The 13,362-nt window shown below is 63.3% G+C and carries 11 protein-coding genes and 1 pseudogene; 6 read left to right on the top strand and 6 right to left on the bottom strand.

All coding sequences use genetic code 11. From position 1 onward, the window contains the following. Positions 1 to 1,866, bottom strand: coding sequence for a molecular chaperone DnaK (gene dnaK, locus GVL04_RS15275; RefSeq protein ID WP_159706092.1), 1,866 nt, complete (start codon positions 1,864 to 1,866; stop codon positions 1 to 3). 231 nt (positions 1,867 to 2,097) lie between these two features. Here dnaK and GVL04_RS15270 point away from each other — a divergent pair, with 231 nt between their 5' ends. Beyond that, positions 2,098 to 2,463: a hypothetical protein gene (locus GVL04_RS15270; RefSeq protein WP_235036310.1), complete on the top strand. Its 366-nt coding sequence runs from the start codon at positions 2,098 to 2,100 to the stop codon at positions 2,461 to 2,463. Here the strand turns inward: GVL04_RS15270 and GVL04_RS15265 are convergent. The 3 genes and pseudogenes from GVL04_RS15265 to GVL04_RS15255 form a co-directional block, all read right to left on the bottom strand. Next, positions 2,438 to 3,331: a DUF817 domain-containing protein gene (locus tag GVL04_RS15265; protein WP_159706090.1), complete on the bottom strand. Its 894-nt coding sequence runs from the start codon at positions 3,329 to 3,331 to the stop codon at positions 2,438 to 2,440. The two genes, GVL04_RS15270 and GVL04_RS15265, sit on opposite strands and share 26 nt — an antisense overlap. Next, positions 3,324 to 4,114, bottom strand: a pseudogene (locus GVL04_RS15260) (oxygenase MpaB family protein). Before GVL04_RS15260 ends, GVL04_RS15265 begins: the two are co-directional and overlap by 8 nt. A gap of 17 nt (positions 4,115 to 4,131) precedes the next feature. Then, positions 4,132 to 4,869, bottom strand: coding sequence for a TetR/AcrR family transcriptional regulator (locus tag GVL04_RS15255; protein WP_159706088.1), 738 nt, complete (start codon positions 4,867 to 4,869; stop codon positions 4,132 to 4,134). Between the two features lie 145 nt (positions 4,870 to 5,014). On the opposite strand from GVL04_RS15255, the gene GVL04_RS15250 reads away from it, so the two are divergent. Beyond that, positions 5,015 to 5,953 carry an NAD-dependent epimerase/dehydratase family protein gene (locus tag GVL04_RS15250; RefSeq protein WP_159706086.1) on the top strand — a complete coding sequence of 313 codons (939 nt, stop codon included), beginning with the start codon at positions 5,015 to 5,017 and terminating at the stop codon, positions 5,951 to 5,953. A gap of 125 nt (positions 5,954 to 6,078) precedes the next feature. Further along, positions 6,079 to 6,930 (top strand): CPBP family intramembrane glutamic endopeptidase, encoded by an 852-nt coding sequence (locus GVL04_RS15245; protein ID WP_159706084.1) that lies wholly within the window; start codon positions 6,079 to 6,081, stop codon positions 6,928 to 6,930. 19 nt (positions 6,931 to 6,949) lie between these two features. Here GVL04_RS15245 and GVL04_RS15240 read toward each other — a convergent pair whose 3' ends face one another. After that, the gene (locus tag GVL04_RS15240) at positions 6,950 to 7,801 is read right to left on the bottom strand and encodes a phytanoyl-CoA dioxygenase family protein (RefSeq protein WP_159706082.1); all 852 of its coding nucleotides are present in this window, start codon (positions 7,799 to 7,801) and stop codon (positions 6,950 to 6,952) included. Positions 7,802 to 7,912: 111 nt separating this feature from the next. Here GVL04_RS15240 and GVL04_RS15235 point away from each other — a divergent pair, with 111 nt between their 5' ends. After that, a complete protein-coding gene (locus tag GVL04_RS15235; protein WP_159706080.1) occupies positions 7,913 to 8,749 on the top strand; it encodes an AraC family transcriptional regulator in 837 nt (278 codons plus the stop codon). A gap of 168 nt (positions 8,750 to 8,917) precedes the next feature. Further along, on the top strand, positions 8,918 to 10,981 hold the full coding sequence (locus GVL04_RS15230; RefSeq protein ID WP_235036309.1) for a hypothetical protein: 2,064 nt from the start codon (positions 8,918 to 8,920) through the stop codon (positions 10,979 to 10,981). 63 nt (positions 10,982 to 11,044) lie between these two features. On the opposite strand, the gene GVL04_RS15225 is transcribed toward GVL04_RS15230, so the two are convergent. Further along, entirely contained in the window at positions 11,045 to 12,181 is a 1,137-nt protein-coding gene (locus tag GVL04_RS15225; protein ID WP_159706078.1) for an ROK family protein, read from the bottom strand. A 134-nt stretch (positions 12,182 to 12,315) separates the two neighbouring features. On the opposite strand from GVL04_RS15225, the gene GVL04_RS15220 reads away from it, so the two are divergent. Beyond that, positions 12,316 to 13,362, top strand: a complete 1,047-nt coding sequence (locus GVL04_RS15220; RefSeq protein ID WP_159706076.1) for a hydroxyacid dehydrogenase — start codon at positions 12,316 to 12,318, stop codon at positions 13,360 to 13,362.

The raw sequence follows: 13,362 nt of genomic DNA, 5'->3' as shown, positions 1-13,362 counted from the left end.
CTACTTCTTCGCTTCGTCTTCGTCGATGATTTCGGCGTCAACGATGTCTTCATCGTCTGCAGCCTTGTCACCGGCGGGAGCGCCTTCAGCACCGGCACCCGGAGCGTCAGCTGCGGAGGCCTGCGAGTAGATGGCTTCGCCGAGCTTCGTCTGGGAAGCCTGGAGCTTCTCGAACGCGGTCTTCACAGCGGCGTCGTCGGTGCCTTCCAGCGCGGACTTGAGGGCGTCGACGTCGGCCTTGACCTCGGTCTTGACTTCCTCGGGCAGCTTGTCGTCGTTGTCGGCGATCAGCTTCTCGACGGAGTAGGCGAGCTGCTCAGCGGAGTTACGCGTGTCCGTAGCTTCGCGGCGGGCCTTGTCCTCAGCGGCGTGCTCTTCGGCTTCACGGACCATGCGGTCAATGTCGTCCTTGGACAGTGCCGTGCCACCGGTGATGGTCATGGACTGTTCCGTACCGGTGCCCTTGTCCTTGGCGGATACGTGGACGATGCCGTTGGCGTCGATGTCGAAGGTGACCTCGACCTGCGGAACACCACGCGGTGCCGGTGCGATGCCGGTCAGTTCGAACGTGCCCAGCGGCTTGTTGTCGCGGGTGAATTCACGCTCGCCCTGGAAGACCTGGATGGCCACGGACGGCTGGTTGTCGTCAGCGGTGGTGAAGGTCTCGGAACGCTTGGTGGGGATAGCGGTGTTGCGCTCGATGAGGTGCGTCATGACGCCACCCTTGGTTTCGATGCCGAGGGACAGCGGGGTGACGTCGATGAGGAGGACGTCTTTGCGCTCGCCCTTCAGGACGCCGGCCTGCAGTGCAGCACCAACGGCCACAACTTCGTCCGGGTTGACGCCCTTGTTGGGCTCCTTGCCACCGGCGAGTTCCTTGACGAGTTCGGAGACAGCAGGCATACGGGTGGAGCCACCGACGAGGACGATGTGGTCGATGTCGGAAACCTTGATGCCGGCTTCTGCGATGACGTCCTGGAACGGCTTCTTGGTACGGTCCAGCAGGTCCTTGGTGAGGTCCTGGAACTTGGCACGGGTCAGCTGCTCATCCAGGTGGACCGGGCCGTCGGGGGTGACGGACAGGTACTGGAGGGAGATGTTGGTGCTGGTGGAGGAGGACAGTTCCTTCTTGGCCTGCTCTGCAGCTTCACGGAGACGCTGGAGGGCGATCTTGTCCTTGGAGAGGTCGATGCCCTTGATCTTGAGCTGGCTCAGGAGCCACTCGACGACGCGGTTGTCCCAGTCGTCGCCACCGAGGCGGTTGTCACCGGCGGTTGCGCGGACCTGGATGGTGGAGAAGTTGTCTTCGTCCTTGCCAACTTCGAGGAGGGAGACGTCGAAGGTTCCGCCACCGAGGTCGAAGACCAGGATGAGTTCGTCTTCTTTACCCTTGTCCAGACCGTAAGCCAGCGCAGCCGCGGTGGGCTCGTTGACAATGCGGAGGACGTTGAGGCCCGCGATTTCGCCGGCTTCCTTGGTGGACTGGCGCTCGGCGTCGTTGAAGTAGGCCGGAACGGTGATCACAGCGTCGGTGACCTTTTCACCCAGGTAGCTCTCGGCGTCGTTCTTGAGCTTCATGAGGATACGCGCGGAGATTTCCTGCGGCGTGTACTTCTTGTCATCGATGGCGACGTTCCAGTCGGTGCCCATGTGGCGCTTGACGGAAGCGATGGTGCGATCGATGTTGTTGACGGCCTGGCGCTTGGCGATTTCGCCGACCAGGACTTCGCCGGACTTGGAGAACGCAACGACCGACGGCGTGGTGCGGCCGCCTTCTGCGTTGGCGATGACGGTGGGCTCGCCACCTTCGAGAACAGAGACCACGGAGTTGGTGGTTCCGAGGTCGATACCTACTGCACGTGACATATCTTGTTTTCCTTTCAATGGCCGATGTTGGAGATCGCAATCGACAGCCATCCGCTGGGCGGTTACTTGCCGGGAGCCTGCTCAACAATCGGCTAGTTGAGCGTTCTGCACTCAACTGTACTCAGCCTCAGAATTAAGTCAATCCAAAGTTGAGTCGAGTACGCTCAACTTTGCTTCTGGCGGCCTGGAAACCCCCTGAATCACGGGCCTCAGGGACTGGTTTCGCCCACGGTGAACTGGCAAACTGGCGCGATGGAGTACGCGGGATACCTGCCGCCGGACGAGTTCTGGGCGATGGACGACCGGATGGATCAGGAGATCCGGACCGGTGCACTTCAGCGGCAGAACGCGGCGTTCAGCGCCCTCACCAGTAGGCGCATAACGATCACGGTGGACGGCGCCGCCATAGACTTCACCCTCTGGCGCGGAACAAACTCATGGCTCGCTGCCGGCATGACCGGCACCTTCGGCATCGTCATTGACGCTCAACGCAACCCGCCGCAACCGCAAGCCGTGAGCCTGACCCGGGTGACCGACGTCGAGCCCCTGCTTCACGCGCGCCGCGCGGCCCTCAAGGCGCTACGCGGCGAAGCCTAGGGACCTCGGCGGCGCCAGGGGCGTCAAGCGGCTCAGGTTTGTACACCCACGCCACCAGCACCACCGAGATGATCATCAGCAGGAACCACGCCAGCAGCTTGTCGATCGAGACGGCCTGCCAGCCATTCAACTGATTCGGATACAGCCAAGCACGCGACCACGTTCCGATGTTCTCTGCAAACCAAATGAACAGCGCCACCAGCAGAAACGAGACCAGGATGGGCATACGGAAGCGACGCCGGAACACCCGGAAGTGCATCACGCACCGTCCGTAGACAAGCACGACGGCGGCCAGCAGCACCCAGCGCGCGTCGAAGATGTAGTGGTGCGAGAAGAAGTTCACGTAGATCGCGCCGGCAACCAAGGCGGTGATCCAACGGCGCGGGTACCTGTCGAAGCGGAGGTCGAACAGCCGGAAAACGCGCACCATATAGGACCCCACGGCCGCGTACATGAACCCGCTGAACAACGGGACCGCCCCGATCCGAAGGAATCCCTCAGCCTCGTACGCCCAGGATCCGACGTCCGTCTTGAACAACTCCATCACCGTCCCCACGACGTGGAAGAGCAGGATGACCCGCAATTCCCGCAGCGTCTCCAGTTTGAAGCTGATCATCAGTATCTGGATGACGACGGCGGCAAGGGTCAGGAAATCGTTACGGGCGAGCGGCACGTTATCCGGATACCAGAGGCGGGCGGCGATGATCACCGCGAGCAACGCTGCACCGAACACACAAGCCCACGCCTGCTTCAGCCCGAAGACCACGAACTCCGTGAGCCCGGCCTGCAGGCGGCCTCCCCGGAACCGGTCCAGATAGCGGTGGGCCAGGGCATCGATGGACTCTTCCACGGAGGTGGAGTTACGCATGCGGCACCTTGGTTTCCACCGCAAGCCGGCCCAGGTAGTGATCGCGGGGCCAGTGCCGGATCCGCTGCGGCAGGCGTGGATAGACCCGCCCCATGGCCCGCATGGTCCGTTCGAAGCGGCGGGCATGGCCCGGGCTCCACTCAAACCAAAGCCGTCACGCAGGTGGTCGGGCAGCAGGCCGGCGGTGAGGAACCGCGCCAGCGGCATGGCCAGGCGCAAAAGCTGCGGTCCACCAGCCGGATACAGCAAGTCCCGGGCAACCCTCAGCGCCTTCTCGTCCGGCTGGAGTCCTTGCACGTGGGCGTCCCAATAGGCGGCGAAAGCGTCTCGGTCGGCCGGCCACCTGTCCGCCGGAAGCTGCAGGGCTGTCCCGATCCGCGCGTACTCACGGTAAATACGGTCGGCAGTCTCGTCGTCGAGCGTTCCATGTACTTGCTGATACACCGTGACGGCAGTGTCGTAGAGGGTCGCAACCACCCAGAGCTGGGATTCGGCGTCGAAGGCGCTGTAGCCCTTGGAGGCGCCGTCAGGTCCGCGGCGGACTGGCGCATGGGCACGGTTGACGGCGCGGCGGACGGCCTTGAGCTGCTCCTCGGAGCCGTAAACCACCGCATATACGTACGTCATGGTGGCGCGGAGTCGGTCCATGGGGCGCTCCGCGAAATTGCTGTGCTCTGCTACGCCGTGGCCCACCTTGGGGTCAGCGATCTGCAGGAGGATTGCTCGGCCCGCACCGGCGAGCAGGACGCCCTCCGCACCGATGTCTGCAAGCCCTCGAACCATCTGAATACTTTAGCGCCCTAGCCTTGGAGCCCCACGACGCCCTGAAGCACGCGGAGCTGATGCGCGAACAGTTCGTCGCGGGCGGCGAAGGTGTCGGCGCCATACTGCCCAAAAACCTCGAAGCTGATGGCCCCGAACACCGACGTCCACACCAGGACACCCCGGGCCAGGGACGGGTCGGGAGCCGCGAGATTCAACTCGGCGCGAATGGCCTCCAGGTCTGCGGCCAAGGCCGGAGGAATCACGACGGCGGGAGTCACCTCGGCGTTGAGCGCACCTGCACGGTAGGCGGCGTCGAAGATACCGACCAGGCGAACGATGACCCGGGTTCCCGGGACGGTAGTGCGCTCCCCCGGCGCTTGATACCCGGGGACGGGGCTGCCGAACAACAGGGCGTAGCTGGCCGGCTCGCGGACAGCCCACGCCCGGACGGCATTGCCGAGGGCCCTGAACTGCCCTGCGAAATCCTTTTCCGGGACCGCTTCGACGGCTGCATCCACGTGATCGCCGAGCTCGTTGTAGGCGTCGATGAGCAGGAGCGTGAGGAGTTCGTCGCGGTTCTCGACGTAGCGGTATACGGCCGAGGATACAACGCCGAGATCCCTCGCCACGGCGCGCAGGGACAGGGCCGCGGCGCCGTGGAGCGCAAGGTGCTCGCGACCCAGGCGGATGATGTCCGCGATTGTTTGGGCGCGTGCCCGCTCCCGCGGGGTTGTTGCCTTGGGTTTGGCTGCGCTGGATTCGGCGGACGTCATGCACACCAGCTTGCCACAATAGAGAGCGCCGTCAACAAACGAGAGCACCGCTCTTGACATTGCTGTAAGTGCCCGTCATTCTGGATTTAGAGAGCACTGCTCTTGTTTTGATTCTTCCGAGTGAACACTGAAAGAAGGGCACGCCATGTACGTCGTCACAGGAGCAGGACCCGTTGGCTACACCGTCGCGGAACAACTGGCCGAGCAAGGCCACCAGGTACGGGTTTTGACGCGGTCCGGCAGCGGCCCGGAGCACCCCCTGGTTGAACGAATCCGCACCGACGTCTCCGATTCGGCACAGCTGGATCAGGCGCTGGAGGGTGCAACCGCCGTTTTCCATTGCATCCACGGATCCGCGTACCGGGCCTCCGCATGGGCTGCCGAACTCCCCCAAGCCGAGCAAGTGGTGATGGATGCAGCGGCAGCCGTGGGCGCCGTCGTCGTCTTCCCCGAAAGCCTCTACTCGTACAGCCAGCCAGACAAGGTCATGGGCGAAACCGGCCCCCGGGCGGCGACCGGCGGAAAGCGTGGCATCCGGACCGCGCTGCTGACGGCGCGGCAGACGCATGAGGCCAATACGGTGAGCGTTGTTGCCGGCGACTTTTTCGGACCACGCGTGAAAATGGCACATGCCGGAGAGCGGATGGTGACGCCCATCCTGGCAGGCAAGGCAGTGCAGTTCATCGGAAGCAAACGCCAGCCGCACTCGTTCACCTATGTTCCGGACCTCGCGGCCGCCATGATTGCGGCAGCGCAGAAGCCCGAGCTTTGGAACACCGTGGTGCACGCCCCCACCGGTCCGGCCGTCACCCAGGGAGACATGGCTGCAGCACATGCAGAGGCCGCCGGAGTGGCCGCACCCAAGGTGAGCGCCGTGCCTGGATGGGTGCTGCGGGTGGCGGGCATTTTCTCCACGGACATGCGCGAGCTTGCCGAATTGCTGTACCAGTTCGAGCGCCCGTTCGTGATGGATTCCTCGGAGAGCCAGCGACTCCTGGGGCTGGAACCCACTCCCCTGCCGGAAGCGGCAACAGCAACAATGACATGGTGGCGGGAAGCTGCGCGGATGCCACAGGGTTTCTGAAACAGCAGCCACATCCATCCCGCGCGGCGAAACCGCCGCGGTCCGCCTTCCACACACTGGCATCACCTAGGCTTATCAGGATGGCCCCGGCCTAAAGGGGGGAACTAAGCAGGAAGGTGCTGGGCATGCATGAAAGTGACTCTGGATGGATCCGCTTTTGGAACCGCGGGACGTGGTGGAAAGCACTTCTGTTCGTTGCCGTCTACTGGGGCGTCTATGAACTGATCGGCCTGGGTATCGGCACCCTGTTCGGGGGCTTCATCAACCTGAAAAACCCGTTGGCTGATCCGCTCACCGCGTTCCTTATGCTGGCGCTACCCATCCTGATCGCCGGAATATTGCTGTTCCTCTTTGCACGCTCGCTCGGCTGGGTCAAGGAGATTTTCGGCCCCCAGCCCCTCCGGGGGCAGGCTTGGATGTGGGTTGCGATCCCCCTCCTCATCATCCCTATCTTCCTGCGGCTGGTAGCGACCAACTGGTCCGCGTACTCAGTGGGACTTGTTCTGGTCATGGCCTTCTTCGGCCTCTGCGTGGGATTCACCGAAGAACTCGCCACACGAGGAATCGTTGTTAACATGCTCCGTAACGGTGGCTACGGTGAACGGCTCGTCTTCGTTTTGTCTTGCGCGTATTTCGCCTTGCTGCACAGTGGAAACATTCTCACAATGGAGCCACTGGTTGTCGCCGTGACCGTGGTCTACACCTTCGGATTTGGTGCCATGATGTATCTCTCCATGCGGGTCACAGGCAGCATCACCTGGGCAATCCTGCTGCACGCCGCCACGGATCCAACCACGTTCCTGGCCACAGGTGGCATCGATGGTGCCACCGAATCAGCTGGAGCGGCGGGCCTGATTTCCCTCGCCGGGATCTTCAACTGGGTCTACATCCTTTTGGCGTTGCTGGCCATCTTCTTCGTGAAGGGACATGCCACGAGAAAGAAGCTCGGCTCCCCCACTTCCATCGACGTGGCTTGATCACAGGAGCTGCGGCGGGTTAGAGGCCGTCGTCGTAATTCCAGTGCTCCTGCCAGCGCCAATCAATTGGTTCGCTGAGACGCTGGTAGCGGATGTCCGTGGACAGGCGCATGGTGCCGTTACGGTCGGTGTTGTCCAGGGCCGCGTGCACAATATGCGCCGAATGGACCACCACATCGCCCACCTCATAGTCGGTCACGAGCCAGCGGGCAGCGCGTTCGTCCGCCAGCCCCGGAAGGTCGGCGGTGATGGACGCCGCGGGCATTTTCAGGGTTCCCTCACGCTCCTCGGCCATCACCCAGTGGTGGCTGCCCTCCAGGTAGGCCAGGCCTCCCCGCTCGCGTGGGCAATCACCTAGCGGAATCCACATGGAAAGCACGCGATCGCTGCCTTCGCGCAGATACACCAGATCGTAGTGGGCCTGTGTGGCTGTGCCGATCCCGCTTTCGCCGGGCTTGGTGTGGCGAATGATCTTCCGGCGGTGCAAATGGACATCGTCTTCCAGGAACCAGGAGAACCAGCCGGCAATGCCTTCCGCAGTGCACAGCGCCTGGTACTCCGGCCCGGGAACGATGTGGTCGAAGAGGCCCCGCCGCAACGCAGCACGGTCCACGTCGCCGGGCGCCGCAATGCCGTCCCGAGGATCCGTACCATCCGCGTACACATTGGCTTCCCGCAGGGAAGCAAAGTAGAACTCCCTGAAATCCAGCAGCTGCGCGGGATTGAGCTGCCCCTTCAGGTAGAGGTATCCATCGCGGCGGAGTCTTGCCCACAGCGCGTCACGATCCCGGCGCTCGGAACGGGGTACAGGCTCCAGCTCCGCGAGTCGGGATTCCGATTCATCCAGGACGTAGCCATTCGAGGTCAACATAGTCCCCACTTTGTCAGTGGGGGGCAGCCACGTGAATGGACTCCGACTCCGGAAAACTTGGACTTTTGTTCGGCTTGTTTCGGCGTGCGTGTGAAGGCAGCATTGAGCTTCATGGACGATTGGTCAACATACCGCCATCCCGCGTCTCCCCTCCGCGATCTTGGCTTGGCGTGCCTGGGCGCCGGTGAGCAAAGCGGTGTTTTGCCTTCCTTTTCGGGACGGACCCTCAGCAGCCACGCCATGGTGCTGGTATCCGCAGGCTCCGGGCATTTCTCTGTGGACGGAAGGCGGTTCAAGATCCAAGCTCCGGCGATCATCTGGCTCTTCCCCGGGGTAAGCCACGGGTACGGGCCTGGACCGGCGGGGTGGCAGGAACATTGGTTGTTGTTCACCGGACCTACAGCGAGGGCATTGGAGGAACTGGGGTGCTACGCCCGCGACCGCCCGCTGGTGCAGCTTGATGATTCGTCGGCAGCTGGCCTCGCGGAAGCACTTGGACTTTTCCCAGCCCTTCGGACAACACTCGCGATAGGCGGTCCCCGCGGTGATGCAGAGGCTTCCGTACTGTGCCAACGGGTGCTCGTCGGGGCCGGCACCCGCGGAGGCGCGAGCACCGACGAATCCCAAGGAGAGCTGCTCGGCGGACTCCAGGAGATGGCCCATCTCCCACTCAGCTTGCCGCAACTGGCCGCTTCCTTGAAGGTTTCCGTTCCCGAACTCCGGCATTCGGTCCAGGCCGCCACAGGCGTGGGTCCCAAAGAACTCATCATCCAACTCCGGATGTCACGTGCCCAGTCACTCCTGGCCGACACAGCCCTGCCCGTGCAAAGGATCGCTTCACTGACCGGCTATGACGATCCCGCCTACTTCAGCCGACTCTTCACCAGGAAAACCGGTTATTCGCCGAGCCAGTTCCGGCGCGAGCATCAAAGGGAGACTCCGCACTGACCGAACGGCCTCCCACACATCGAATGTCTGAAAATGTTCGAATCATGGATTTCCCTGCCCCTGGCTGAAACCCTGAATGAAGTGCACAGGACGTATCCGGAACGCCCCTGACGGCACCAACAACCCCACCATAAAGGCCCCACGGGATACTCAATGAGGAGATCTTCCATGTCCACATTCGCCATCAATCGTCGTCAATTGCTGCAGACCGGGGGCATCGGCGGACTTGCCGTAGCACTGTCAGCAATGTCCTGCGGCGCCGCCCAGGCTGCACCGAAGAAGCAAAGCGCAGGCGTCCCGCAGATCACCGACCTTGGACCCGCCGTCGTTCAGTTTTCCCTGATGAGTTCGCTGCTGGTGGGAGACACCGTCTACATCGGTTCCCGGAACCTCAACCCCGTGCGGATCATCGGGTTCCATCTCCCCACCGGCACCATCACTTCGCGGACAGACCTCGGTTCCGGGTACAGCATCCAGGCACTGGCCGCTGACTCCACCGGCCGCTACCTGTACGCAGGCGTATTGCGCGACGGAATTGACGGGAAGCCAAACCTCTACCGCTGGGACCTCAGCACACCCAACGTTCCTGCGGTCGGCGTCGGCGAAACGGGCGACCGCGATATCCGGGCCCTGGCCGTGGCCCCCGATGGAAAGGTCTATCTTGCCGGTGGCGGGTTGACCACCAATGCACCTTCCCTGTGGGAATACGACCCCGCCACGAATGCCATGACCAGTTGGGGCATCCCTGACGCCGGAGCCACCATTGCACAGGCCGTGGCTGCCACTGCCAGCCACGTGTACTTCGGCACGGGCAGCACGCTGGGTGGCGGCAACGGATCAAGTCCCGGCCGCCTGTTTGCTTTCGACCGGACCACCAAAACCTCCACCAACATCCTCCCGGCAGAAGTAGCCGCCGGCGTCTCTGTCACTTCGCTCAGCGTGCTGAACGGGCAGCTGGGAGTGGGGGTCAAGGGCCCAGGCAAGTCCGTGCTGATCAACCTTGCCAACCACGCCCAGTACACCATCATCGCCAAGACCGGCGTGATGTTCAGGCAACTGGGCAACGACGTCTTCTTCGTCAAGGAACCGGGCGTGTGGTCCTACAACTTGGTCACCAAGAAGATCACCCAGATCCTCACCGAAGATGTCGGCGCCATGTGGGGCCTTGATGTCTATGGCAACAAAGCACTCACCGTCTCCTCTTACGACGTCATTGAGATTGACCCCGTAGCGAAGACCGCCGTCAAACATGACCTCACGCAGGCCGGGGCGCCGGGCGGACCGCAGCTGTGCATGGGCCTCGCTGCCGGCGCGGGCGACGTCTACGTGGGTGGCACCGGAACAATCGCCCGTCACCAACTCGCCACGGAACAGGTGTCCTATCTCCGGGCAACGGGTGAGGCCAAGGACGCCGTGATTGTGGGCGGCATCCTCTACACAGGCCAGTACAACTCCAGGGGGATCTACGCCTACGATCCCGCCACCGGGCAACTTCCGTACCAGGTGGCCGCACTGCCGGCAGGGCAGAACCGCCCCTTGGACGTCTGCTGGGACGCTGTCAACGGCATGGTCATTGCAGGTGCGCAGAACGACACCGGCGGAGGCGGGTGCTTTGCCGCCTACAAGCCCTCCACCACCCAGGTCATCACCACGGTCAACCCGATCGATGCCCTCCAAATGGTCCGGGCCGTGGCCACCAAGGACGGCGTGGCCTACCTCGGAGGAGACAACATCTACCCCACCGGCCCCCGGAGCACCGTAGTTGCCTGGGACCCAGTGGCTAACCAGGAGCTGTGGCGCCTGGACCCTGGACAGACCCAAGGCATCGCAGCAATGGCAATCCATGGCAACTACCTCTTTGGCATGTCCAGGAAAGCGGCGGGCCTGTTCGTTGTGGACCTCACTACCCGCCAAGTGGTCCACACCGGAGACCTGAGCGCGGTGTGCACCGATTTCGGAGCCCTGGTGGCCACCGAGGAGAAGGTCTACGGCGTCTCTGACACCACGGTCTTCAGCATCGACCCCACCACGTTCGAGGTCACTGTGGTGGCCCCGGCAATCAATGGCGGCTGGTACAGCGGCCCGCACATCACAGCGGACGAAGACGGCCTGCTCTACACCTTGCAGGGCCCCAACCTCGTCCGGATTGATGACCTGTCCCCCGAGGGGAAGCTGAAGAAAGAGAAGAAGGACAAAGAAAAGAAAGACAAGAAGCCCAAGAAAGAAAAGTAGGCCCTTCAAGCCCATGTAAGTAGCAGCAGATGCCGTTCTGAGCCCTCAAAACGGCATCTGCTGCTACCCAGTTGGGCTGGCCGTAAACAGTCCCGCCAGCACCGAGCATGCAGCACCCCGGGCGAGGGCTACGGGATCTGCAATGGCTGCATCAAATGACGGAGACGGAGTATTCGCGTGGCTGTACTGATTCAAAAACGCGCGCTTGGTCTGCTCGGCGAAGGTCCCCAGATCGGCCTCCGGCGCAAAGCCCACCACTACTTGTTCGGGGCCCATGACCTTGGCCATGTTCGCCATTCCGATGCCCAGGTGCATGGCGGCGTCGGCAATCAGGCTGGAATCGACGTCGGGGTCTATCCCCCGGTCCTGGCCGCTCCGCTCCAGCTCACGCTGCATCCCCCACAAGCTGCCGCGGGTCTCAAAGCAATCGTCCGCGCCGCAGTGACAGGGCCTGGCCGGACCTGGTCCGGTGATCGCCCGCGAATGGGCGAAGCCCCCGGCCGCACCGTTGAAGCCGCGCTGGATGCGGCCTTCAATCACGACGGCGGCACCCAGGCTGGTTCCGACGCTGAAGATCAGCATCTCCCGGCCTTTGAAAACGTCATCGAACAGCAGCCCCCGCGCGTAGGCATTGACGTAACTGTCAACGATGACCGGTTGCCCGGAAACTTCTTCAAGGAGCACTTGGAACTTGATGTCAGCCCAGCCCATCGCCCCGCTGTGCCGCACCAGGCCACTGGCTTGATCAACCACGCCGGAAACGGCAACACCCGCCCCAATGAGCCTGGACTCCACCGAGCCGGCCGCCGCGCGCACGGCCCGAGCCACGGCCGCTGCCGCTTCGTCGGGCCCGGTCGACGCCAACGGCTCGCTGTGGGTGGCCACCACGTCACCGCGCAAATCGACGACGACGGCGTGGGCCTCCGTAGCGGACAGCCTCACCCCCGCCGCGAAAACACCTTCGCGTCCGAGCTCAAGCAGTCGTGCGGGCCTGCCACCCGTGCTGGGCGCAATCTCGGTTTCAACCAGCAATCCGGAATGGATGAGCTTTCCGGTAATCCCTGTGACGCTGGCTGCGCTCAACCCGGTTTGGACCGTGATTTTGGCGCGGGACACCGGCGCCTGTGTCCGGACGATGTCCAGCACCAAGGCCTCATTGATCTCGCGGATCAGGGCCTTGCTGCCTGCGCGTGGCTTCATTGCTGGTGGCTCCTGTTGTCGCGTCGCATGGGATCTCCCCCATTCTGGCATCCGCAGTCCGGATGCCTTCACACTCTCCATTGTACTTACTTTAGTCATTGACAAAAGATATTGAAACTGGCAATCTCGGTCCCATGAACAACAACAAAGGCGTTGCATCGACATCCTCGCCACCCACAGCAACCCGGCTGCAGATCCTGCTGAGCATCCCGGAGGCGGAACGGGCGGCCTTCATCTCCCCCGAAACCCGTGCTGCCCTGGACGGACTCGGTGAGGTCACCGAAGCCGCCCCCGCCGAACTCCAGTCATTGGGTGCCTTCTCCGCCGCTGCCGCAGACAAGGATGTGTTCATCACCGCCTGGGGATTCCCCCGTCTCGATGCCGGACACTTGGCAGCGGCACCGAACCTCAAGTGCGTCGTCCACGCCGCGTCATCGCTGCACGCCCTGGTCAGTGAAGACTTCTGGGCCGCCGGCATCCCCATCTCCCAGGCGGGCGCAGCCATGGCACCGGCGGTCGCGGAACTCTCGCTCACCTTCACGCTTAACCTGCTGCGCCGCGTTCACCAGCTCGATCACGGCCTCCGCTCCGGCGCCAACTGGGACGACGCCCGCAACGTCCCACGGGCCCGCGAAATCTCCGGTGCCCGCATTGGAGTAGTTGGGGCGTCACGGACGGGCCGCCGCTACATCGAGGCCTGCCGGGCACTCGGCGCGAAAGTGTGCGTCTACGATCCATACCTTCTCAAGGGGGATCCCCTCGCAGCCAGCTCCGCCACCCTGCATGATCTGTTGGCGAACAGCGACGTCGTCGCTGTCCACGCTCCGGCCACCCCGGAAACCGCGGGGCTCATCGGTGCTGCCGAACTCGCCTTGCTCCCGGACGGGGCCGCGTTCGTGAACACGGCCCGCTCCACCATCGTGGACATGGAAGCCCTCTACAAAGAGGTGCACTCGGGCCGGATTGATGCTGCGTTGGACGTCTTCGACGAAGAACCCCTGCCGGTGGATGATCCCTGGCGTTCCCTGCCAAACGCCCTCCTTACTCCCCACCTCGGCGGAGCCACCGTCGACTCGCGGCGCAGGGCCGGCGGGATCGTGCTTGATGAACTCCGCCGCTTCATCGGCGGCCAGCCCATGGAACACGCCCTCACCCGCACCGACCTCGAACGGATGGGCTGA

This window comes from Arthrobacter sp. 18067, assembly GCF_902706295.1.
Taxonomy (GTDB): Bacteria; Actinomycetota; Actinomycetes; order Actinomycetales; family Micrococcaceae; genus Arthrobacter.
The sequence above is the reverse complement of the archived record's forward strand: the minus strand, read 5'-3'. Positions and strand labels throughout refer to the sequence as shown.

What these genes read in the sequence shown, in the direction of transcription:
- dnaK (WP_159706092.1), bottom strand. Translation starts at nt 1,866, where the DNA reads ATGTCACGTGCAGTAGGTATCGACCTCGGAACCACCAACTCCGTGGTC.
- GVL04_RS15265 (WP_159706090.1), bottom strand. Translation starts at nt 3,331, where the DNA reads ATGCGTAACTCCACCTCCGTGGAAGAGTCCATCGATGCCCTGGCCCAC.
- GVL04_RS15255 (WP_159706088.1), bottom strand. Translation starts at nt 4,869, where the DNA reads ATGACGTCCGCCGAATCCAGCGCAGCCAAACCCAAGGCAACAACCCCG.
- GVL04_RS15250 (WP_159706086.1), top strand. Translation starts at nt 5,015, where the DNA reads ATGTACGTCGTCACAGGAGCAGGACCCGTTGGCTACACCGTCGCGGAA.
- GVL04_RS15245 (WP_159706084.1), top strand. Translation starts at nt 6,079, where the DNA reads ATGCATGAAAGTGACTCTGGATGGATCCGCTTTTGGAACCGCGGGACG.
- GVL04_RS15240 (WP_159706082.1), bottom strand. Translation starts at nt 7,801, where the DNA reads ATGTTGACCTCGAATGGCTACGTCCTGGATGAATCGGAATCCCGACTC.
- GVL04_RS15235 (WP_159706080.1), top strand. Translation starts at nt 7,913, where the DNA reads ATGGACGATTGGTCAACATACCGCCATCCCGCGTCTCCCCTCCGCGAT.
- GVL04_RS15230 (WP_235036309.1), top strand. Translation starts at nt 8,918, where the DNA reads ATGTCCACATTCGCCATCAATCGTCGTCAATTGCTGCAGACCGGGGGC.
- GVL04_RS15225 (WP_159706078.1), bottom strand. Translation starts at nt 12,181, where the DNA reads ATGAAGCCACGCGCAGGCAGCAAGGCCCTGATCCGCGAGATCAATGAG.
- GVL04_RS15220 (WP_159706076.1), top strand. Translation starts at nt 12,316, where the DNA reads ATGAACAACAACAAAGGCGTTGCATCGACATCCTCGCCACCCACAGCA.